General features: G+C 65.2%; 18 protein-coding genes and 1 pseudogene. 7 read left to right on the forward strand and 12 right to left on the reverse strand.

Annotated elements, in window-relative coordinates; genetic code table 11:
- Positions 1 to 93 precede the first annotated feature (93 nt).
- On the reverse strand, positions 94 to 453 hold the full coding sequence (locus tag L3V85_RS02350; protein ID WP_237677822.1) for a hypothetical protein: 360 nt from the start codon (positions 451 to 453) through the stop codon (positions 94 to 96).
- Positions 454 to 1060: 607 nt separating this feature from the next.
- A complete protein-coding gene (locus L3V85_RS02355; RefSeq protein WP_237677823.1) occupies positions 1061 to 1579 on the reverse strand; it encodes an NADPH-dependent F420 reductase in 519 nt (172 codons plus the stop codon).
- An 80-nt stretch (positions 1580 to 1659) separates the two neighbouring features.
- On the opposite strand from L3V85_RS02355, the gene L3V85_RS02360 reads away from it, so the two are divergent.
- From L3V85_RS02360 to L3V85_RS02375, 4 genes and pseudogenes are all read left to right on the forward strand, one after another.
- Positions 1660 to 1983 (forward strand): helix-turn-helix domain-containing protein, encoded by a 324-nt coding sequence (locus L3V85_RS02360; protein ID WP_237677824.1) that lies wholly within the window; start codon positions 1660 to 1662, stop codon positions 1981 to 1983.
- Positions 1983 to 2849: an ImmA/IrrE family metallo-endopeptidase gene (locus L3V85_RS02365; protein WP_237677825.1), complete on the forward strand. Its 867-nt coding sequence runs from the start codon at positions 1983 to 1985 to the stop codon at positions 2847 to 2849. The genes L3V85_RS02360 and L3V85_RS02365 overlap by 1 nt, the downstream gene beginning before the upstream one ends.
- A gap of 426 nt (positions 2850 to 3275) precedes the next feature.
- Positions 3276 to 6188: a Tn3 family transposase gene (locus L3V85_RS02370; protein WP_237677826.1), complete on the forward strand. Its 2913-nt coding sequence runs from the start codon at positions 3276 to 3278 to the stop codon at positions 6186 to 6188.
- Positions 6189 to 6340: 152 nt separating this feature from the next.
- Positions 6341 to 6487, forward strand: a pseudogene (locus tag L3V85_RS02375) (ABC transporter substrate-binding protein); the annotation flags it as partial.
- A 24-nt stretch (positions 6488 to 6511) separates the two neighbouring features.
- On the opposite strand, the gene L3V85_RS02380 reads toward L3V85_RS02375, so the two are convergent.
- The 10 genes from L3V85_RS02380 to L3V85_RS02425 all read right to left on the reverse strand — a co-directional run bounded on the left by L3V85_RS02380 (position 6512) and on the right by L3V85_RS02425 (position 15689).
- Positions 6512 to 7237 carry an ABC transporter ATP-binding protein gene (locus tag L3V85_RS02380; RefSeq protein ID WP_237677827.1) on the reverse strand — a complete coding sequence of 242 codons (726 nt, stop codon included), beginning with the start codon at positions 7235 to 7237 and terminating at the stop codon, positions 6512 to 6514.
- Entirely contained in the window at positions 7237 to 7986 is a 750-nt protein-coding gene (locus L3V85_RS02385) for an ABC transporter ATP-binding protein (RefSeq protein WP_237677828.1), read from the reverse strand. The genes L3V85_RS02380 and L3V85_RS02385 overlap by 1 nt, the downstream gene beginning before the upstream one ends.
- Complete coding sequence (locus L3V85_RS02390; RefSeq protein WP_237677829.1) at positions 7979 to 8977, reverse strand: branched-chain amino acid ABC transporter permease; 999 nt, start codon at positions 8975 to 8977, stop codon at positions 7979 to 7981. Before L3V85_RS02390 ends, L3V85_RS02385 begins: the two co-directional genes overlap by 8 nt.
- A gap of 28 nt (positions 8978 to 9005) precedes the next feature.
- Positions 9006 to 9869, reverse strand: coding sequence for a branched-chain amino acid ABC transporter permease (locus L3V85_RS02395; RefSeq protein WP_237677830.1), 864 nt, complete (start codon positions 9867 to 9869; stop codon positions 9006 to 9008).
- 3 nt (positions 9870 to 9872) lie between these two features.
- Positions 9873 to 10913, reverse strand: a complete 1041-nt coding sequence (locus tag L3V85_RS02400; RefSeq protein ID WP_237677831.1) for a carbon-nitrogen hydrolase family protein — start codon at positions 10911 to 10913, stop codon at positions 9873 to 9875.
- A 150-nt stretch (positions 10914 to 11063) separates the two neighbouring features.
- Complete coding sequence (locus L3V85_RS02405; protein WP_237677832.1) at positions 11064 to 12251, reverse strand: ABC transporter substrate-binding protein; 1188 nt, start codon at positions 12249 to 12251, stop codon at positions 11064 to 11066.
- A 52-nt stretch (positions 12252 to 12303) separates the two neighbouring features.
- Positions 12304 to 13065, reverse strand: a complete 762-nt coding sequence (locus L3V85_RS02410) for an SDR family NAD(P)-dependent oxidoreductase (protein ID WP_237677833.1) — start codon at positions 13063 to 13065, stop codon at positions 12304 to 12306.
- Complete coding sequence (locus tag L3V85_RS02415) at positions 13062 to 14081, reverse strand: aromatic ring-hydroxylating dioxygenase subunit alpha (RefSeq protein WP_237677834.1); 1020 nt, start codon at positions 14079 to 14081, stop codon at positions 13062 to 13064. Before L3V85_RS02415 ends, L3V85_RS02410 begins: the two co-directional genes overlap by 4 nt.
- 11 nt (positions 14082 to 14092) lie before the next feature.
- Positions 14093 to 14290: a hypothetical protein gene (locus tag L3V85_RS02420; protein ID WP_237677835.1), complete on the reverse strand. Its 198-nt coding sequence runs from the start codon at positions 14288 to 14290 to the stop codon at positions 14093 to 14095.
- Positions 14291 to 14306: 16 nt separating this feature from the next.
- The gene (locus tag L3V85_RS02425) at positions 14307 to 15689 is read right to left on the reverse strand and encodes a phenylacetate--CoA ligase family protein (protein WP_237677836.1); all 1383 of its coding nucleotides are present in this window, start codon (positions 15687 to 15689) and stop codon (positions 14307 to 14309) included.
- A 73-nt stretch (positions 15690 to 15762) separates the two neighbouring features.
- On the opposite strand from L3V85_RS02425, the gene L3V85_RS02430 reads away from it, so the two are divergent.
- The 3 genes from L3V85_RS02430 to L3V85_RS02440 all read left to right on the forward strand — a co-directional run bounded on the left by L3V85_RS02430 (position 15763) and on the right by L3V85_RS02440 (position 18117).
- A complete protein-coding gene (locus L3V85_RS02430; RefSeq protein ID WP_237677837.1) occupies positions 15763 to 16521 on the forward strand; it encodes a TetR/AcrR family transcriptional regulator in 759 nt (252 codons plus the stop codon).
- Positions 16522 to 16601: 80 nt separating this feature from the next.
- The gene (locus L3V85_RS02435) at positions 16602 to 17333 is read left to right on the forward strand and encodes a Phenylacetic acid catabolic protein (RefSeq protein ID WP_237677838.1); all 732 of its coding nucleotides are present in this window, start codon (positions 16602 to 16604) and stop codon (positions 17331 to 17333) included.
- Positions 17334 to 17343: 10 nt separating this feature from the next.
- Entirely contained in the window at positions 17344 to 18117 is a 774-nt protein-coding gene (locus L3V85_RS02440; RefSeq protein ID WP_237677839.1) for an enoyl-CoA hydratase/isomerase family protein, read from the forward strand.
- The last annotated feature ends 15 nt before the right edge of the window (positions 18118 to 18132 follow it).

Here is an 18132-nt window from a genome sequence, read left to right on the forward strand (position 1 = left end):
GTTTGAATGGGATTGCCTGAGCGAAGGTTCGGCCACTGACGCCCACACTTGGAGCGCCAGTGCGTGGTTTGCCAACTGGAAGAGCTGAAAGGCCTACTTCCACTCCACCAGAATTTCTCGGTAGTCCTCGGTCCCGACGTTCTTTGCTTTGTGTTTTGCTGGTACTTTGACACCCTTGCCAATCTCCGACATCACCTCAATGGTGCCGTCTTGGACTTTGAGCTCAAAGATGCCGTTGGTGGGAACCGGGAACAGGCCCACGTCGTTCCCATGCTCGTCGTAGATTTGAAGAGGCGCCCCCTGGACTGCGAACCACATGTACGAATGGTCATGCGTGTGAACAGGGGTCTCTTCGCCTGCGGGCAGAACAAAGTCCCAAACGATGATTTTGTCGTTCTCAAAGAGCTTCCTGCTTCCGACTCCGGCCTCTTTGCTCGCTTGCGTTGTCTCCATGATTCTGTCTCGCTAAAAACGGCTAATAGCCAAGTTTCAGTACGGCACGATGGCCTCCATCTCAGAGTCGCTATCGGCGCATCGGGTGGCAACGCGCGAACCGGGACTCCGAATCTGAATCTTGGCGCACGAGCACGGAAAGCGCTTATCCAAACCCCTCGCTCCTTGTCGCCCAGGCTCAGGACTTATCGATACGTCTCATGAAATGACTTGGTAGTCGACGAGGGTGGCGCGTTGGTCAACATACCGACGAAGTCTTGAAGTCGATGCTTGGCATTCCGGTCGAGAAGTTGGCAGAGCTTCGAGCTCGAGGCATCATCGGATAGCGCGGCGCCACGTCAAGTCGGCGAGCGCGCGAGTGCTCAGGGGCGTCCACTAGATCCCGGCAGGTCTTCGATGTTCCCGGAGTCGTACCATATTGCTGCTCCGCAGACGTTGGTGACGATGGACATCGCGACCGTCGGCCTACCGATGGAGTTCCGCCAGAGGGCGAATCAACAGTGCTCCGGGCGTGCCAACTGGACTTCGGCTAAACAATATCCCCGATAAATAGGCTGGTCCGCGGCGGCGGCGCCGCGCGCACAACGCAGCTACCGAGTTGCTTCGGCTAGGGCGCGTTTGATCCACTCTCTGTTGAAGCGGATGCAGTAAACAGGAGTGCCAGGCTGGAATCGCCAGCCCTCAGAGAGAGGACCGACGTCGACCGCGTCGTAGCCGAACTGATTGTGAAGATCTGCGACGATCTTCTTCGCCTCCGCGTCGTCGCCGCAAAAAGGCAGAGCGCGCCGGCGGGCTCACCATCGCGATCGAAGTGCGGCATAAGGATCGCGTTGAACGCCTTGACAACCTTCGACCTGGGAAGGTGATTCGCCAACAGCTCGCTGCTGGTCGTTTTCTCGTCTTCAAGCTCCGGCATTCCAGCGTCGCGATCCGAATAGTAGTTGTTCGTGTCGATGACAATCTTGCCGACCAGCGGCTCCACCGGAACGGCTTGGTAATGTTTCATGGGGATAGCGACGACAACGATGTCGCCGAACGTGGCCGCTTCGTCGATAGTGCCAATCTCACACCCAATCACTCCGCGATCACTAAACAGGGTCTGCGGGCCCCGTGAATTGCTGAGCATGACCGTGTTTTCTCGGATGTCAAAGAAAAAGTTCGGTACCGTGGTACTCTCAACCATCACTGTTGGATAGGAGACGGACCATGGCGACACGTCTCGGCGAGAAGCTGCATGAGTTGCGTAAGCAGCGCGGGCTGACGCTCGAAAAGTTGGCTGAGCTTGCAGGGCTCAGTAAGAGTTACCTCTGGGAACTTGAAAACCGCGAATCCCAGCGACCTTCGGCAGAAAAGCTCACGGCATTGGCCGACGCACTGGGTGTTGCGGCTGCTTACTTTCTAGAAGAGGATGTACGCGCCCCAGAAGAGCGTCATCTAGACGAGGCTTTTTTCCGCGGCTATCAGAAGCTCGAGCCCGATGCGAAAGAGCAGCTTCGCAAAATACTGAGCACCTTCAAGAAGAACTCGTAATGACGGAGGTCTGGACACCGCAACGCGCAGCCAACCGGCTGGCGAAACTGGCCGAGGTGTTCAGCGCCGCACACGGCGTGGATCGTTTTCCGGTGGATGTGCCGTCGCTCGCGATGGAGGCAGCCCGCATCTTCGGATGGTCAGATCCCATTACCCAAGTGCAGGCAGCGAACATCAAGGGCTTTGACGGTGCGCTGTTCCCTGGCGATGGGCGAAAGGAGTGGCTGCTGCTCTACAACGAAGCGGTATCTTCACCTGGACGCGTGCGCTTCACGCAGGCCCATGAGCTTGGGCACTACATCCTGCACCGGCAACTCAGGGAGTCGTTCCAATGCAGCGACGCCGACATGCTGAACTGGTCGAAGGACGACAAGGACATTGAAGGCCAGGCCGACCTGTTCGCTTCGTACCTGCTGATGCCGCTCGATGACTACCGCAAGCAGGTCACTGCCGCCGTCGATCTAGACTTGCTTGGGCATTGCGCCGATCGCTATGGCGTGTCGCTGACGGCGGCGATCCTGAAGTGGTTGCAGTACACGGATGAGAAGGCCGTGCTCGTGATGTCCAACGATGGCTTCATCAACTGGGCATGGTCGAGCGAGCCGGCGGCCAAGGCCGGCGCTTTCTTCCGGACACGCAACAACGTGATTCCGGTGCCGGATGGAGCGCTCGCCGCCGACGCAGACATCAAGCACGACCGGCCAGGCACTCAAGTCCCCGCATCAATCTGGTTTCCGCATGCCAGGGCAGATACCCCCCTACGCGAGATGAAAGTTCATGCGGAGCAATACGGCGTCGTGTTGAGTTTGCTCCATCTGCCGCGTTCAGCATATGTCTGGCCGCCATGGGCGGAAAAGGAACGGTAGAACGTATATGACAGCATTGGTGTTGTCGGGGCGGGTTGAACTTTGACCCACCGGGAATGCTTACTTGAATATATTCCGCCCTCAACCGTTGGCAAGCAACGGTTGCAATAGGAGCCTACATGACGCTCCAATCGGATCGCCCTCTGATGACGGGGATTTAACGCGTCAAGCCCAGTAGGGAACGTACTCGGCGAACTTCTTGCCTGCACCGGCGTCTTTGCGCTTGATGCGCCCTGCCCCGACCGCATCGCTGATCAGATTGGTGATCTGATTGGTGTCCCCTTGATTTCAGTGCAAAAAGTGACGGTTCCGATCGCCAGTAGCGGCGCGGCTCTGGTTTTATAAGTTGTTGATTTCAAAAGGATTGCTGTTCACTGCGGCGGGGCGTATCTTTGGCTGCTTTCCGATCCAAGAGGAGCAGCGGCGATGCAAGGCTGGCAGACATCGTACTTGGGCCTGCGCGACCTCCCGCGTGAACTTACCGAGTTCGAGCTCCAGGCCTTCTTCAGCTTCAGTCGCGGCGAGCTTGAGCTGATCGCACGGCGGCGGGGCGACAACCACAAGTTGGGGCTGGCGCTGCACATCGGCTTTGTGCGCATGAGCGGCCGGCCACTGAACAGCGTGCGCGCGGTGCCAGCGTTGTTGCTGCGTCACCTGGGCCAGATGTTGGACCTCGAGGCGCCAGACCTTGCGTCGCTGCGTGCACTGTACGCCCGCGGCCGCACCCTGTTCGATCACCAGCAGCAGGCCTGCGAGGTACTGGGCTTCGCCTGGATGACTGAGCACCAGCGCCGCGCGTTGGTACGGATCCTGCGCGATGAGGTGGCGCACAGCGCCGACCGCGAACGGCTGCTCCTGCATGCCCGGCATTGGCTCTACGAACACCGGCTGCTCATCGTGCACGACCGCGTCATCCGCGGCCTGGTGGCGGCGGCACTGACCGAGCTCGAGGCCGTCACGGCCCAGTCCATCCGAGCCGCGGCATTGGCCGTCACCTTGAAGCGTTGGTCGTTGGCATTGGACTGCACCCGAGCGGACGGTCAGCACTGCCAGAGCTGGCTGTGGAGCGCACCGGCCAAGCACTCCACACGCCAGATCGCCGAGGTGCTCGAGCGCATCGCGTTCCTGACGGAGTTGGGCATCGATCAACACTTGGGTGATCTCAACGACGTGTTGGTGCGCCGCTATGCGCGGCGCATGGCCAGCAGGCCGCCCTCGGTCAGCGCCCGGATCAAGGAGCCGGCGCGCACGCTCGAGATGGCCTGCTTCCTGCGTTACTGCCTGCTGACAGCCACCGACCAGCTCATCCTCATGTTCCAGCGCCGCGTTGCCGACTTGTGGCGGCACTGCGCCGACGGCGTGAGCGCCACTGTCGACTGGGCCCAGCAGTACCAGCAGTTGCTTCGGGAGCTGGCCGATCTTGTGGCGCAGGAGACCGTACCGGATGTCGAACTGCGCGCGCGCCTGAGAGATCTGGTCGCGGCCAAGCGTGCCAGGCGCGCACCCAGTCGGGCGTCGGTCATCCGCCAGCACCTGATCGACGCCAATGCACCGGTGCGCTCGCTGCTGGTGGCCGTGAGCGGGCTGTCCTGGCAGGCCACAGGCGAGCATCCGGTCCTGGACGCGCTGGACAAGCTGCGCGCCCAGTACGCGGCCGGCACCAAGAGCCTGCCGGCCGAGGTCACGGCGCCGCGCCTGGGCCCGGCATGGCGAGAAGCCATTGCCGACCTTGACCGCGACCGTGCCTTGCGGGCGCTGGAAGTCGCCACCTTGTTCGCCCTGCGCCGAGCGCTGCGCAACGGCTCGGTCTGGATTGAGCATTCCCTGAGCTTCCGCGGCCGCGAGCGGCTGTTCCTGCCCGACGAGCGCTGGAAAGCTGAGGCCCGGCGGCACTACGCCCGGCTGCAACTGCCGGCCAAGGCGAGCGACTTCCTCGCGCCGCTGCTTGCACGCGTTCGCGCCGGCGTCGACGCGGTGGCTGCCGCCACGCGCGCAGGATTGCTGCGCGTGGATGATGAACTGCACCTGGCGCCGCTGGCCGCCGACGAAGAAGATCCGCAAGTCACCAAGTTGCGCACGCGACTCGACCAGCGCATCGGCGAGGTGCAGTTGCCCGAGGTCATCCTGGCCGTGGATGCGCAGGTGCGCTTCAGCTGGATCATGCTCGGGCGCGAGCCAAGATCAGGCCAGGAACTGCTGATGGTCTACGCCGGCATCCTGGCGCACGGCACGAGCCTGACGGCTGCAGAATGCGCGCGCATGATCCCGCAACTGTCGGCCACCAGCATCCGCCAAGCCATGCGCTGGGCGGGCGATGAGCGACGCCTGGCGCTGGCCTGCCAGGCGGTGCTGGAGTTCATGCAGCGCCATGCCATCGCGACGACCTGGGGCCGCGCAGATCTGGCCTCGTCGGACATGATGAGCCTGGAGACCAGCCGCCGCGTATGGCAGGCACGCCAGGATCCACGGCGTCAGACAGCTTCCATCGGCGTGTACAGCCACGTGCGCGATCGCTGGGGAATCTTCCACGCCCAGCCGATCGTGCTCAACGAGCGGCAGGCCGGTGCGGCGATCGAAGGGGTCGTGCGGCAGGAACGCATCGAGACGTCCCAGCTCGCCGTCGACACGCACGGCTACACCGACTTCGCGATGGCGCTGTCGCGTCTGCTGGGCTTCGATCTGTGCCCGCGGCTGCGCGAACTGCGGCAACGCCACCTGTTCGTGCCTCGAGGAATGAAGATCCCCGAAGAGATTGCCGCCGTGTGCGAGGCTAGCGTTGACACGGCACTGATCGAAACCCATTGGGACAACCTGGTGCATCTGGCTGCGTCGGTGATGTCGGGCCATGCCAGCGCGGTGGCGGCGCTGGCCAGGTTCGGGTCGGCGGCCAGGGGAGACCCGATCTACGACGCCGGTGTGCAGCTGGGCAAGCTGCTCAGGACGGCCTTCCTGGCGGACTACTTCGTCAACGCCGGCTTCCGCAGGGAACTGCGCCGGGTTCTCAACCGGGGCGAGGCGGTGAACGCGCTCAAGCGCGCCATCTACACCGGCCGTGTTGGGCCGGCCCAGGCCCGCCGATCCGACGAGATGCAGGCGGTGGCCGACGCCTTGAGCCTGCTGGCCAACATCGTGATGGCGTGGAACACGGCGCAGATGCAGTCGGTGCTGGATCGTTGGGCCAACAGGCGCCAGATCGTGCCGCCGGAGCTGACTGGGCGCATCGCGCCGACCCGCCTTGAGGGCATCAACCTGCGCGGCGTCTTCCGCTTCCCACTGGAGCGCTACGCGGGGCAGATCCTGCCGTCGCAAACTGCGGCGAAAACAAGCACCAGCGGCTGAAATCAACCCAACATTGGTGCGGGCTGCAGCCTGATTGGAGGACCAACAGAAACCCATTGTCTGACAAGCACTTGCGCGTGACGAACCGCCAGAACCCGCGCCAACGCTCGTCGGTCGAACCGTCACTTTTTGCACTGAAATCAAGGAGACCCCTGGGACAGGACCAATACGATGGCTTCATGCTGGTCGTCGAACGCAACGGCGGCAAGCTCGGTGGCGTGCCCGTGCAGATCATCAAGGAAGATTCGCAGCTCAAGCCGGATGTCGCCACGCAGATCGTCCAGCGCCTGATCGAGCGAGGCGGTATGGGCCACCGAGGGCAGTTAAACGGCGAGGTACTGCTCGAGCAACTGCGGCCGGGAGCGAAGTTCGTCCGACGTGCCGGTCAATACGACTGCGCCCTTGACCAGGATCACGTTGTGGTGGGTGATCTGCGTCACGTGCTTCCAGTTCTTGTCGACGATCACGCTGGAGATCCCGCTTTCGCGGATCACGCCGCAGATCCGCCAGATCTCGCGGGCGATCAGCGGCGCCAGGCCTTCGGTCGCCTCGTCGAGGATCAGCACGTCCGGGTTCGTCATCAGCGCCCGGCCGATCGTCAGCATCTGCTGCTCGCCGCCGGAGAGCTGCTGGCCGCCATGGCCCAGCCGCTCCTTCAGCCGCGGGAAGGTCTCTAGCACGCGCTCGAAGGTCCAGTCACGCTGCCCGCGCGTTCCGGGACGCGCCGCCATCTTCAGGTTCTCCACCACGCTAAGGTTGCCGAAGATTCCGCGGCCTTCCGGAACGTAGGCGACCCCCGATTGCGCGATCTCGTAAGGCGCGCGGCCGGTCATGTCGCGGCCCGCGATCTGTACGTTGCCCGAGCGCGGCTTGACCAGCCCCATCAGGCTCTTGAGCAGCGTGCTCTTGCCCATGCCGTTGCGGCCCATCAGGCCGATGGTCTGGCCGCGGCCGACCCGGAAGTCGACGCCGCGCAGGATGTGGCTGGCGCCGTAGTAGGTGTGCAGGCCCCTAGCGTCGATCAGGACTTCGCCTGTGGATGCGGCCATCAGTGCTCTTCCCCGAGATAGGCGGACTGCACGTTGGCGTCGGCCCGCACTTCGGGCGGCGTTCCGCTGGCGATGACCTGGCCGTTGACCATCACCGTCAGCCGGTCGGCGAGCGCGAAGACGGCGTCCATGTCGTGTTCCACCAGCATGATGGCGTGGTCGGACTTCAGGCGCTGGAGCAGGGCGACCATGCGCTCCGCTTCTGCGACGCCCATGCCGGCGAGCGGCTCGTCCAACAGCAGAACGCGGGGCTCGGTCGCGAGCGTCATCGCGATCTCCAGCTGCCGCTGCTCGCCGTGGCTGATGGTGTCGGCGATCGACTGGCGGCGCTGCTGCAATCCGGCCAGTTCCAGCGCGCGCTCCGCCCGCGCATTGATGTCGCCCAGACTCGCGGCGCGGCTCAGCAGGTTGGTCGCATGCGCGCCGCGGGACTGCGCGGCGAGCCGCACGTTCTCCCAGACCGTGAATGGCAGGAAGATGTTGGTCTTCTGGTAGCTGCGGCCCAGGCCCTGGCGCGAGATGCGGTCGGGGCCGCGGCCGGTCACGTCGGTATCGCCCAGCGTGACGCTGCCCGAGCTCGGTGCGATGTCTCCGGACAGCAGGTTGGTGAGGGTCGACTTGCCGGCGCCGTTGGGGCCGATGACGGCGTGGATCCGGCCCAGCCACAGGTCGACCGACACCTGGTTCACGGCCACCAGGCCGCCGAAGCGCTTGGTCAGCTGCTTTGCGCTCAGGAGCACGTCACTCAAGTGCAGCCTCCTTGCGGTTGGTGAATTTCCCGACCAGGCCCAGCAGGCCGCGGGGCGCGAACGTCACCAGCAGCACGATGAACAAGCCCATCCACAGCTGCCAGTGCTTGCCCAGGTTGACGCCGCCGACCGTCGGCAGGTCCTTGAACACCAGCAGCAGGTACTCGAACGCGAAAGCACCCGCGATGGCGCCGGCAAAGTTGCCCATGCCGCCCAGGATGACCATCATGATCGCGTGCGCGCTCATCTGGAATCCCATCAGCTCCGGATTGACCGAGCCGGTTTTGGCCGCAAAAAGGTAGCCGGCCAGGCCCGCCAGCGCGCCGGCAATGGTGAAGGCCGCGAGCTTGTAGCCGAAGGTCCCGTAGCCCATGGCGCGCATGCGGTGTTCGTTGACGCGGATTCCGGCCAGCACCCGGCCGAACGGGCTCCAGAGCAGCCGGCGCAGGAAGACATACACCACCACCAGCACGGCCAGCGTGAAGTAGTAGAAGACCAGCTTGTTCTCCAGGTCGATCACAACCGCGTTCGGCTTGAAGTTGACGTAGATGCCGTCGGAGCCGCCCAGCACCTTGTTGTCGTGGTACAGGTAGAACACCATCTGGGCGAAGGCCATGGTGACCATGATGAAGTAGATGCCGCGGGTGCGGACGACGAAGAAGCCGATCACCAGCGCCGCGAGCGCGGACACGCCCATCGCCGCCGGCAGGCTCCACCACAGGTTCACCGGCGTGTCGGCCGGCGTCAGGAAGGCCAGGGTGTAGCCGGCCAGGCCGAAGAACGCGGCGTGGCCCAGAGACACCATGCCGGTCACTCCGAGCAGCAGGTCCAGGCTCATCGCGAGGATGCCCAGGATCATCATGTGGACCACCATGCCGGCGTAGTACTCCGACCCGACGAAGGGAAAGGCGGCCAGGACCAGCAGGCCCAGGACCAGCACCGCCTGCAGGCCGCGGGGCAGGGTTTCGAGATTCGATCTTGGTGAACTCATTGGACGGACAGCACGGGATTCTTGTTTGTCATTGCTTTACCAGCCCTTCGGGCTTCCACAGCAGCACCGCCGCCATCAGCATGTACACCAGCATGCCGGCCACCGAGGGCAGCAGCACCTTGCCGAAGGTGTCGACTAGGCCGACGAGCAGGGCCGCGATCAGCGCGCCGCGCACCGAGCCGATGCCGCCGATCACCACCACCACGAAGCACATAATCAGCACCTGCGAGCCCATGTTGGGATAGACGCTGGACACCGGCGCGGCCACCATGCCGGCGACGCTGGCCAGCGCCACGCCCAGGCCGAACACCACGGCGTAGATCAGCTTGATGTTGACGCCCAGCGCCTCGGCCATCTCCCGGTTGAAGGCGCCGGCGCGGATCTTCATGCCCAGCCGGGTCTTCGAGATCAGCAGGTACAGGCCGACCGCCAGCGCGATGCAGCAGCCGGAGATGAACAGCCGGTACACCGGATAGGACAGGTTCTCCGTGAGCTGGATGGACGCGCCGAGCAGCTCCGGAATCTTCACGCCGTGCACGTCGTCGCCCCACAGGATGGAGCGCAGCTCCTCGAAGATGTAGATCAGGCCGAAGGTCAGGAGCACCTGGTCGAGGTGGTCGCGCTGGTAGAAGTGGCGAAACAGCAGCCGCTCCAGCGCCAGCCCGAACACCACCGACAACGCGGCGCCGCCGAGGATGGCGACCGTGAGGCTGCCGGAGAGGCCCGCCAGCCAGTACGCGAGATAGGCGCCCAGCATGTAGAAGCTGCCGTGCGCAAGGTTGACCACGCCCATGATGCCGAAGATCAGCGTCAGGCCGGCCGCCAGCATGAACAGCAGCAGTCCGTACTGCACGCCGTTGAGAAGCTGGATCAGGAAGTTCGCCAAATCCATCGTTCAGCGCGCCAGCGAGAGCGGGGTGAGCGGCAATTCCACCGGCGATTCGGCCTCCAACGCGGCCGGGGTCCCGGCGACGGCGCTGCGACTGAGCATCGGCGGCGCGGAATCGTTGACGTGGACCGAGAAGACGTCGGGGCGGTTGTAGTGGCCCGCGAAGTCGTTGATCAATTTCGGGATCATGACGTCGTTGAGGTCGACGTCGGCATAGACGATGCCCTCGGCGTCTCCGAGCGGCTCGGTCAGCAGCTGCCCGGTCGGCCCGATGATGGACGCGTAGCCGCGGCCCCTGCACTGCTCCAGGAAGGGGCGTTCTTCGGCCGAGGGCTCGTAGGCGTCGATCGTTGCCTGGTCGAGAACCCCGGTGGCGTTGATCACGAAGCAGCCCATGCTGTAGGCAAGGCCGCGGCTCACCGCCGTGATCAGGTCCTCGAGCTTGAGCGCGGGCGAGACGAACGACGGCCAGGCCGCGACGTGGACCAGCGGGTACATGTTCATCAGTGCGAACACCGCGAGCGGGTTGGCGTTTTCCGCGCAGACCAGGCCGCTCACGTTGCCGAAGGGTGCTTTGTAGGCCTTGAGCGTGTCGCCCCAGCCTCCCGTGTGAACGAGCCGCTCGCCGACGGTCGGCACCAGCTTCTGGTGCTTGCCAAGGATCGCACCGTCCGGACCGATGAACAGCTGGGTGTTGAACATCGTTCCCGTCGTGTCCGGGCGTTTTTCGCACATGCCCACGACCGCCGTCAGGCCGGCCTGCTGGCACGCTTGTCCCAGCCGGTCGGTCGATTCGCTCGGGATCACCACGGCGTTCTGGAACAGCCGGCGCGACAGGCCGAGGCTGACCCTTCCCGTGGCGGGGCGCACCGTGTACCAGGACGGGTGCGCCGGGATGAAGCCCTCGGGAAAGCCGACGACCTTCGCGCCTTGCCTGCCGGCTTCGAGGATCAGGCTGCAAGCCTTCTCCACCGTTGCTTCCCGGTCAAGATGGACGGGCGCGGCCTGGACGGCTGCAAGCCTGACGGTTTCGAGCATGTCGCTCATGGTTGTTTACCTCTGGAAATAAGTCGGCCGTCACGGTCCCTGCAGCCGGCGCCGGCGGGCATGTACCCGGGACGACGGCAGCGGTGCCCGTGCGAAGGGAAGCCCTGCGACCCGCACAGGGCGATCCTCGGACGGCGGAACAGGAAAGTGTCAGGCCATCCTGCAGCCGGTGCCGGCGTCCGCCACGGCCTTGGCCGCGATGCCGATCACCTTGTTCTCGCCGTTGGCGACCTGGCGCAGGTACATGTCCTGGATCGGGTTGTGGGCCTTGCTCATCGTCCATTTGCCACGGGGACTGTCGATGACCGCACCCTCCATGGCGGCGTAGAGCGCCTTCTTGTTGGACAGGTCGCCCTTGACCGCGTCGGCGCCCCGCATCAGCAGGGTGCCGGTGTCGTAGCCCTGGACCGCGTAGACGTCGGGCTGCATGCGGAACCGCTTGGCATAGGCCAGGCGGAAAGCCTTGTTGCGCGGCGTGTCCAGCGAGTCGCTGTAATGCAGCGTCGTGAGGATGCCGTCGGCCGAGGCGCCGGCCGCTTCCAGCACGCCCTCGGTCAGGAAGCCCGAGCCGTACAGCGGGATCTTGCCCTTCAGGCCCGCGGCGGCGTAGTCCTTGATGAATTTCGCGGCGCCGGCGCCGGCGAAGAAGCAGCAGACGGCGTCGGGCTTGAGCGAGGCGATCTCGGTCAGCAGCGCCTGGAACTCCACGTTCGGGAACGGCAGGCCCAGTTCCTTGACGACGGTGCCGCCGGCCTTGGTGTAGCTGTCGCGGAAGCCCTCGAAGGCCTCGTCGCCGGCGGCGTACTTCCAGGTGATCCAGACCGCCTTCTTGTGGCCCCTGTCGACCATCACCTTGCCCAGCGCCGACGTCGGCTGCGAATTGGTGAACGAGGTGCGGAACACGTTGGGGGCGCACTGCGCTCGGGTCGCGGCGTGGACGCCGGCATTCGGGATCAGGCTCAGCACGCCGGTGTCGCGGGCCACCTTGTGGATGCCCATCTGCACACCGGAGTGGATGGTGCCGACGATCACGTCGACCTTGTCGCGCTGGACCAGCCGGGTGGCGTTCTCGACGCCCTTGGACGGCTCGGATTCGTCGTCGACGCGGAACCATTCGATGTCGCGGCCGCCGACCTTGTTGCCGGCTTCCTCGAGCGCCAGGTGGAAGCCGTTGTCGACGCCCAGGCCGGTCTGGGCGAACGTGCCGGTGGCGGGCAGCATCAGGCCGATGCGGATCTTGCTGCTCTGGGCGCGGACGATCTGCGGCAGCAGCAGGCCGGTGGAAGCGGCGCCGATCAGGGCGGCGCTGCGGGAAAGAACGAGGCGGCGGGTGGTCATGGTGTCTCCTGTGCTGAATTAATGTGCAGTAAGTGCATGTTCGATCGGCGGCTCAATTGAAGTGCGAGCCGCCGTCGACCACCAGCGTCTGCCCGGTGATGAAAGACGCGCCGGCCGACATGAAGAAGGCGACGGCGCCGGGCACGTCGCCGGGGACCATGTCGCGGGCGACCGAGCGGGCGTCGCGCGAGACCTCGCGCAGCTTTTCGAGCTGCACGGGATTGCCCATCACGCCTTCGCTCAGGGTGAAGCCGGGAGCGACGCCGTTGACCAGGATGTTGGACGGGCCCAGCTCCCTGGCGAGCGAGCGCGTCATGCCCAGCACCGCCCCCTTGCTGGAGACGTAGTGCAGCATGAAGGGGATGCCCTTGAACGGCGTGCCCGAGATGATGTTGACGATCCGGCCGCCCCCGTTGGCCTTCATGTGCGGCGCGACGGCCTGGCAGCAGGACATCACGCCGAAGACGTTGACCTCGAACAGCCGGCGCCATTCCTCCAGGTCGATCTGCTCGAAGGGCCGCGGTACCAGGCTGGAATAGATGCCGGCGTTGTTGACGAGTCCGTCAAGGCCGCCGAGTTCGGCCAGGCAGCCTGCGACCATCGCCTTGACCTGCTCCGGCCTGGACACGTCGGCCCCGATGGCGACAGCGGTGCCGCCGGCGGCGCGGATCTCCCGCACCGTCTGTTCCGGCCGCTGGATGTCTGCGCCCGCCACGTGGGCGCCCTGCGCGGCGAGTTCCAGCGCAATGGCGCGGCCGATGCCGCTGGCCGCGCCGGTGACCAGCACCTTCTTGTCCGCGAGCGGCGCGGTCATGCGGCGCTTCCCTGGTTCTCCTGCGCGACCAGGCGCTGCACGACGCGGCGCGCGTGGATCGAGCCGAAGTCGGCCTTGACGCTGACCTCGATCTTGTTGCGGTCGTCGGTTTCGATCAGCCGCTGCTGCGCCTCCAGCACTTCCTTGTCTTCGAGGAAGGTGGCCAGGATCTGCTTGTGCACCAGGTCGGTGATCTCCTGGTCGTCCTGCGCGAAGCAGCGCGTGATGGTCCAGTAGTAGTTGCTGCTGCGCTCGTCGACCGGCGTGATCGAGTTGATGGAGAACCAGCGCAGGCCCTTGTCCGCGTCCTCCGTCCCCGCGGGGAAACCGCGGGCGTCGATCGACACGCTCGAAGGCGGCTGGAAGCGGATGATCTGCCAGCGGTCGATGTTGCCGGTGAGGTTGCGCACCCGCTTGAACAGGGGCGGCGGCGGCGTGTTGCGCATCACGCGCTGCACGTGCACCTCGCTGCCTTCGACCCTGGATTCCATCGGCGTTTCCGCGACGGCGGCGTTGCCGATGGTCCTGGCGTGGACGAAGGTCTCGTGCGTCAGGTCCAGCAGGTTGTCGGTGAGCAGCTGGTAGTTGGCTTGCACGTGCAGCACGCCCCCGGTGACGGTCCAGCCCGGCGTGTCGTTGTAGCGCAGGTCGGGGATCAGCGCCTCGTCCGCCTTGGCCGGGTCGCCCATCCAGATCCACACCCAGTGCCACTTCTGGACAACCGGGTAGCTGCGCGCCTTCATCGCCGCCGGGATCTGCTCCTGGCCGGGGATGCGGACGCAGCTGCCGGCGCAGTCGAAGGTCATGCCGTGGTAGCCGCACTGCACCGAGTCGCCGATCAGCGTCCCTTTGGACAGCGACGCCCTGCGGTGGGGGCAGCGGTCTTCCAGCGCCACCGGCTTGCCGGCTTCGCTGCGGAACAGGACGACCGGCTCGCCGGTGATCCAGCGTTGCGTCAACTCGCGCCCGATCTCGCTGGCCTGGGCGGCGACGTACCAACAGTTCTTCAGAAACATGGGATGAAGGGTCAGGCGTTGCGGGCGGCGTATTCGATTTCGGGACGCAGGGCGACGGCTTCGCCGAGGTTCCACAGCGCCCAGTGGAGTTCCATGTCGGCGTTGCGCAGCATCTTCTCGATCTGCGGGATGTCGCAGCCCTGCATGGCCGATGCGATCTGCTCGCGGGCCTGCTTGATGCGATCGATCTGGTTGCTTGTGTTGTCCATGTGCTCTCCCGTTGCCTCAGCGGTCCAGTGCGCGGCGCAATTCCTTGGGCCGCTGGTCGATGATCCGCTTGGTCTTGAGCTCGAAGCGCGGCAGGCTCCGGGGCTCCACCGCGACGACGTCCAGCCGCACGTGCAGGGCCTTGTGGATGCGCGCCTGCGCGTCGGCGGCGACGCTCTTCCAGCGCGAGGGGTCGACCGTCGGCTCCGGTTCGAAGCGCACGCGCATGCAGTCGTTGCCCTCCTCGTGGGTCAGCACCAGTTCGTAGTGCATGCTCACGCCCTCGACCTCGGTGAGGATGTTCTCCACCGCCGTCTGGTAGACGTTGGTGCCGCGCACCGTCACCATGAAGTCCGTGCGTCCCAGCACGGCGCCTTCGAGCTTGGACCAGGTGCGGCCGCAAGCGCAGCTGCTGCGGCGCCGCACCAGGTCGTGCGTGCGGTAATTGAGCAGCGGCTGCGCGGTGTTGCCATAGCCGGTGACGATGTTCTCGCCGATCTCGCTGTCGGGCACTTCCTGCATCGATTCCGGATCCATCGACCAGCTGAAGACGTTCATCTCGTTGACGTGGACGCCGTCGCCCAGCGGGCAGCCGGGGGCCATTGCGTCGACCTCGGCGATGCCGAGCAGCTCGCCGGCTTTCGCGCCCCAGGCCTTCTCGATCTGTTCGCGCATGCCGGGCAGGGCGGTGGGACCGGGCTCGCCGGCGTGGTAGGTGAACTTGATCGAGCTCTTGGACAGGTCGATGCCCATTTCGGCGGCGACGGCGGCGATGCGCATCGCGAAGGTGGGCGTCGAGATCAGCACCGTCGGCTTCATGCGCAGGATGGCCTCGATGTGGCCCTTGGTGTCGAGGCCGCCGCCCGAGATCACCCGGGCGCCGAGCCGCCGCGCGCCCCAGTAGGCGCTCCAGAAGCCGGCGAAGTTGCCCCAGCCGAAGGCGAAGTAGAAGGTGTCGGTCGGCCGGATGCCCAGGCCCCAGAAGCCGTAGACCCATGATTCGCCATAGCGCACGCTGTCGTACATCGAGTACGGGATCGCCAGCGGCACGCCGGTGGTGCCCGAGGTTTCGCAGTGGTGCGCGACGAAGTCCAGCGGCAGCGCGATGGTGTCGCCGTAGGGCGGGCGCTGCTGCTGCAGGCTGATGAACTCGCTCTTGTCGGTGATCGGGACCTTGCGCTTGAAGTCGTCGAGCGAGCGGATGTCCGAGGGCTTGATGCCGGCGTCGTCGAACTTGCGGCGATAGAAGGCGCTGTGCTCGTAGGCGTAGTGGGTCAGCGCCTGGACCCGCTGCAGGTGCAGCGCGTCAAGCTTGGCGCGCGGCATGGTTTCGGTCAGCCGGTTCCAGAACGGGCTGCCCTGCGACTCGGGGCTGAGAGCGGTGAAGGTGGACGACGGCATGGTTCGCTCGGTTGACATACTGTACGGATAGTATGTACATTCAAATCCGTGATCGATCAGGGAAAACCCTCCAATGACTAAATCAGCGTCAGCGAGCCTCGCGGCGACGCGCCGCCCTGCGGGCAAGAAAGTCGAGCAACGGCAGGCCAGCATGGAACTGCTGCTGGAGGCGGCTTTGCGGCTGTTCGTTTCGCAGGGCTATCGCTCGACCAACCTCGAGCAGATTTCCGGCGCGGCCCAGCTCACCAAAGGCGCCGTGTATTTCTACTTCCGCAGCAAGGAAGCGGTGCTGCTGGAACTGCTCCGGCGCGTGCAGACCACGGTCGTCGACCGGGCGATCGAGGTCACCGAGGCCGCTGGCCCGGACCCCCGGGACAGGCTGGTCGCCTACGTGCATTACCAGGCGAACCTCGGCATCACGCACCGCGACGAAGTGCTGCTGCTGATCCTGATGGCGCTGGAATTCAAGGAGCGTGAAGGGGAGGCCCAGGCCTTCATCGTGAAGCTGTACGCCAAGCAGTGCGGATTCATCGAGAAGCTGGTGCAGGGCGGCCAGACGGCCGGCGTGTTCCGCCGCGACGTGCCGACGCGCGAGCTGGCTTCGTTGGTGCTGGCGATCAATGACGGCACCTTCCTCGAGTGGTTCCGCCGCTCCAGCGCGCTGGACGGACGCAACCTGGTGAAGGCGCTGCGCTCGATGGTGCTGGGCGGTGTGATGGCGCAGGGGTTGAATGCTCCGCCCAGGCGCGCCGTCGCCAAGCCCGTGCTGCCCAAGCTGGCCGGCGCCGCGGCGCCGCGCAAGACGGCCGCCAAGGCGGCCGGGAAACGCTAGTGGAAACCCGCGGTTGACGCCGCGATGCCGTCAACATACCATCCGGATAGTATATTTTAACCGACCCCCCTGGAGCCTCCATGGAAACCGTTGAACACATCCCCGCCGGCACCTACAAGCAGGGCGATCCGGCGATGCCGGCCGAATTCCGGGACATGCTCGTCAAGCTGCTGCTCGACGAGCACCTCGAGAACAACGGCAACACCGAATACCGCAAGATCCTGGCGAAGATCGCCGACGCCGGCATGCGCTACGCACCGCATGGCCGCGCGATGGAGATCGAGGCCGAGATCATCCGGCAGGAAGTGCAGCACGGGAAGATCTGCGAGGACCTGCTCAGGGGCCTGGGCGCGGACCCGAACTGCACCAAGCCGATCAAGCAGTACGCGTTCCACATCCCCTTCGAGGACTGGATCGACCTGGCCTGGTTCCACGCGCTGATCGACCGCGTCGGCCTGTACGTCGGCGTCGAGTGGACCGGCAGCCCTTACCAGCCGCTGGCCGAAGTGTCGGCCGGCCTGGAGGCCGACGAGGAGTTCCACACCAAGTCCGGCTTCCTGCACCTGCGCGAGATCTGCAGCACGCCCGAAGGCAAGGCGGCCGCCCAGGAGCGGCTGCAGAAGTGGTGGACTGCGGCGCTGGACATGTTCGGCAAGTCGAGTTCGGTCAACTCGCCCGTGTACGTCAAGTGGGGCATCAAACAGCACAGTAACGAGGAACTGCGCCAGAAGTACATCGCCGAAGCGCTGCCCGAGATCAGGAAGCTCGGCCTGACGCCCGCCGACAACCTGTTGAACCGTCGCTTCCTCTGAGGAGAGATCCATGTCCATCGAATTTTCCGTCGAGAACGGCATCGGCGTCATCGCGTTCAACCGGCCGCCCGCCAACGCCTACGACCACGCGATGCTGGGCGAGCTCACCGCCGCCGTGCACAAGGTCGCCGAGGATCCGGCGGTGCGCGTGGCGGTGGTGCGCAGCGCCAATCCCAAGTTCTTCTGCACCGGCGCCGACATCACGACACTGCAGAACTCGACGCGCGCCCAGTTCGCGAATTTTCTGACGATTGCGCAGGAAGCGGTGGATGCGATCGGCCGCACGCCCAAGCTGTTCATCGCCGCCATCCAGGGGCATTGCATCGGCGGCGGGCTGGAGATCGCGCTGGGCTGCGATTTCCGCTGGGCCGCGACCGGCAAGTACCGGCTCGGGCTGGCGGAGGTCAATCTCGGCCTGTCGCCCGGCATGGGCGGCACGCAGCGCCTGCCCAGGCTGATCCCCAGGAGCAAGGCATTGCAGATGATGGTCACCGGCGATCCGGTCGGTCCGGAAGAAGCGCTGGCGCTGGGCATCGTCGACAAGCTCGTTGCGGCGGAAAACTTCGACGCCGAGGTGATGGCCTTCGCGCAGAAGCTCGCCGCCGGCCCCACGATGGCCCAGGGCTACATCAAGCTGTCCGTCAACAACGGTCTGGAGACCAGCCTGGCCCAGGGCCTGGCGATGGAGCGGGCGCACCAGAACCAGCTGTTCGCCTCCGAGGACGTCGCCGAGGGCATCAAGGCCTTCCAGGAAAAGCGCCCAGCCCGATTCACCGGCAAGTAAGGCCACCGCAGGATC

It is taken from the genome of Variovorax paradoxus (assembly GCF_022009635.1).
Lineage (GTDB): Bacteria > Pseudomonadota > Gammaproteobacteria > Burkholderiales > Burkholderiaceae_C > Variovorax.

What these genes read in the sequence shown, in the direction of transcription:
- L3V85_RS02380 (WP_237677827.1), bottom strand. Translation starts at nt 7,237, where the DNA reads ATGGCCGCATCCACAGGCGAAGTCCTGATCGACGCTAGGGGCCTGCAC.
- L3V85_RS02430 (WP_237677837.1), top strand. Translation starts at nt 15,763, where the DNA reads ATGACTAAATCAGCGTCAGCGAGCCTCGCGGCGACGCGCCGCCCTGCG.
- L3V85_RS02350 (WP_237677822.1), bottom strand. Translation starts at nt 453, where the DNA reads ATGGAGACAACGCAAGCGAGCAAAGAGGCCGGAGTCGGAAGCAGGAAG.
- L3V85_RS02400 (WP_237677831.1), bottom strand. Translation starts at nt 10,913, where the DNA reads ATGAGCGACATGCTCGAAACCGTCAGGCTTGCAGCCGTCCAGGCCGCG.
- L3V85_RS02440 (WP_237677839.1), top strand. Translation starts at nt 17,344, where the DNA reads ATGTCCATCGAATTTTCCGTCGAGAACGGCATCGGCGTCATCGCGTTC.
- L3V85_RS02410 (WP_237677833.1), bottom strand. Translation starts at nt 13,065, where the DNA reads ATGACCGCGCCGCTCGCGGACAAGAAGGTGCTGGTCACCGGCGCGGCC.
- L3V85_RS02405 (WP_237677832.1), bottom strand. Translation starts at nt 12,251, where the DNA reads ATGACCACCCGCCGCCTCGTTCTTTCCCGCAGCGCCGCCCTGATCGGC.
- L3V85_RS02435 (WP_237677838.1), top strand. Translation starts at nt 16,602, where the DNA reads ATGGAAACCGTTGAACACATCCCCGCCGGCACCTACAAGCAGGGCGAT.
- L3V85_RS02425 (WP_237677836.1), bottom strand. Translation starts at nt 15,689, where the DNA reads ATGCCGTCGTCCACCTTCACCGCTCTCAGCCCCGAGTCGCAGGGCAGC.
- L3V85_RS02365 (WP_237677825.1), top strand. Translation starts at nt 1,983, where the DNA reads ATGACGGAGGTCTGGACACCGCAACGCGCAGCCAACCGGCTGGCGAAA.
- L3V85_RS02370 (WP_237677826.1), top strand. Translation starts at nt 3,276, where the DNA reads ATGCAAGGCTGGCAGACATCGTACTTGGGCCTGCGCGACCTCCCGCGT.
- L3V85_RS02420 (WP_237677835.1), bottom strand. Translation starts at nt 14,290, where the DNA reads ATGGACAACACAAGCAACCAGATCGATCGCATCAAGCAGGCCCGCGAG.
- L3V85_RS02355 (WP_237677823.1), bottom strand. Translation starts at nt 1,579, where the DNA reads ATGCTCAGCAATTCACGGGGCCCGCAGACCCTGTTTAGTGATCGCGGA.
- L3V85_RS02395 (WP_237677830.1), bottom strand. Translation starts at nt 9,869, where the DNA reads ATGGATTTGGCGAACTTCCTGATCCAGCTTCTCAACGGCGTGCAGTAC.
- L3V85_RS02360 (WP_237677824.1), top strand. Translation starts at nt 1,660, where the DNA reads ATGGCGACACGTCTCGGCGAGAAGCTGCATGAGTTGCGTAAGCAGCGC.
- L3V85_RS02390 (WP_237677829.1), bottom strand. Translation starts at nt 8,977, where the DNA reads ATGAGTTCACCAAGATCGAATCTCGAAACCCTGCCCCGCGGCCTGCAG.
- L3V85_RS02415 (WP_237677834.1), bottom strand. Translation starts at nt 14,081, where the DNA reads ATGTTTCTGAAGAACTGTTGGTACGTCGCCGCCCAGGCCAGCGAGATC.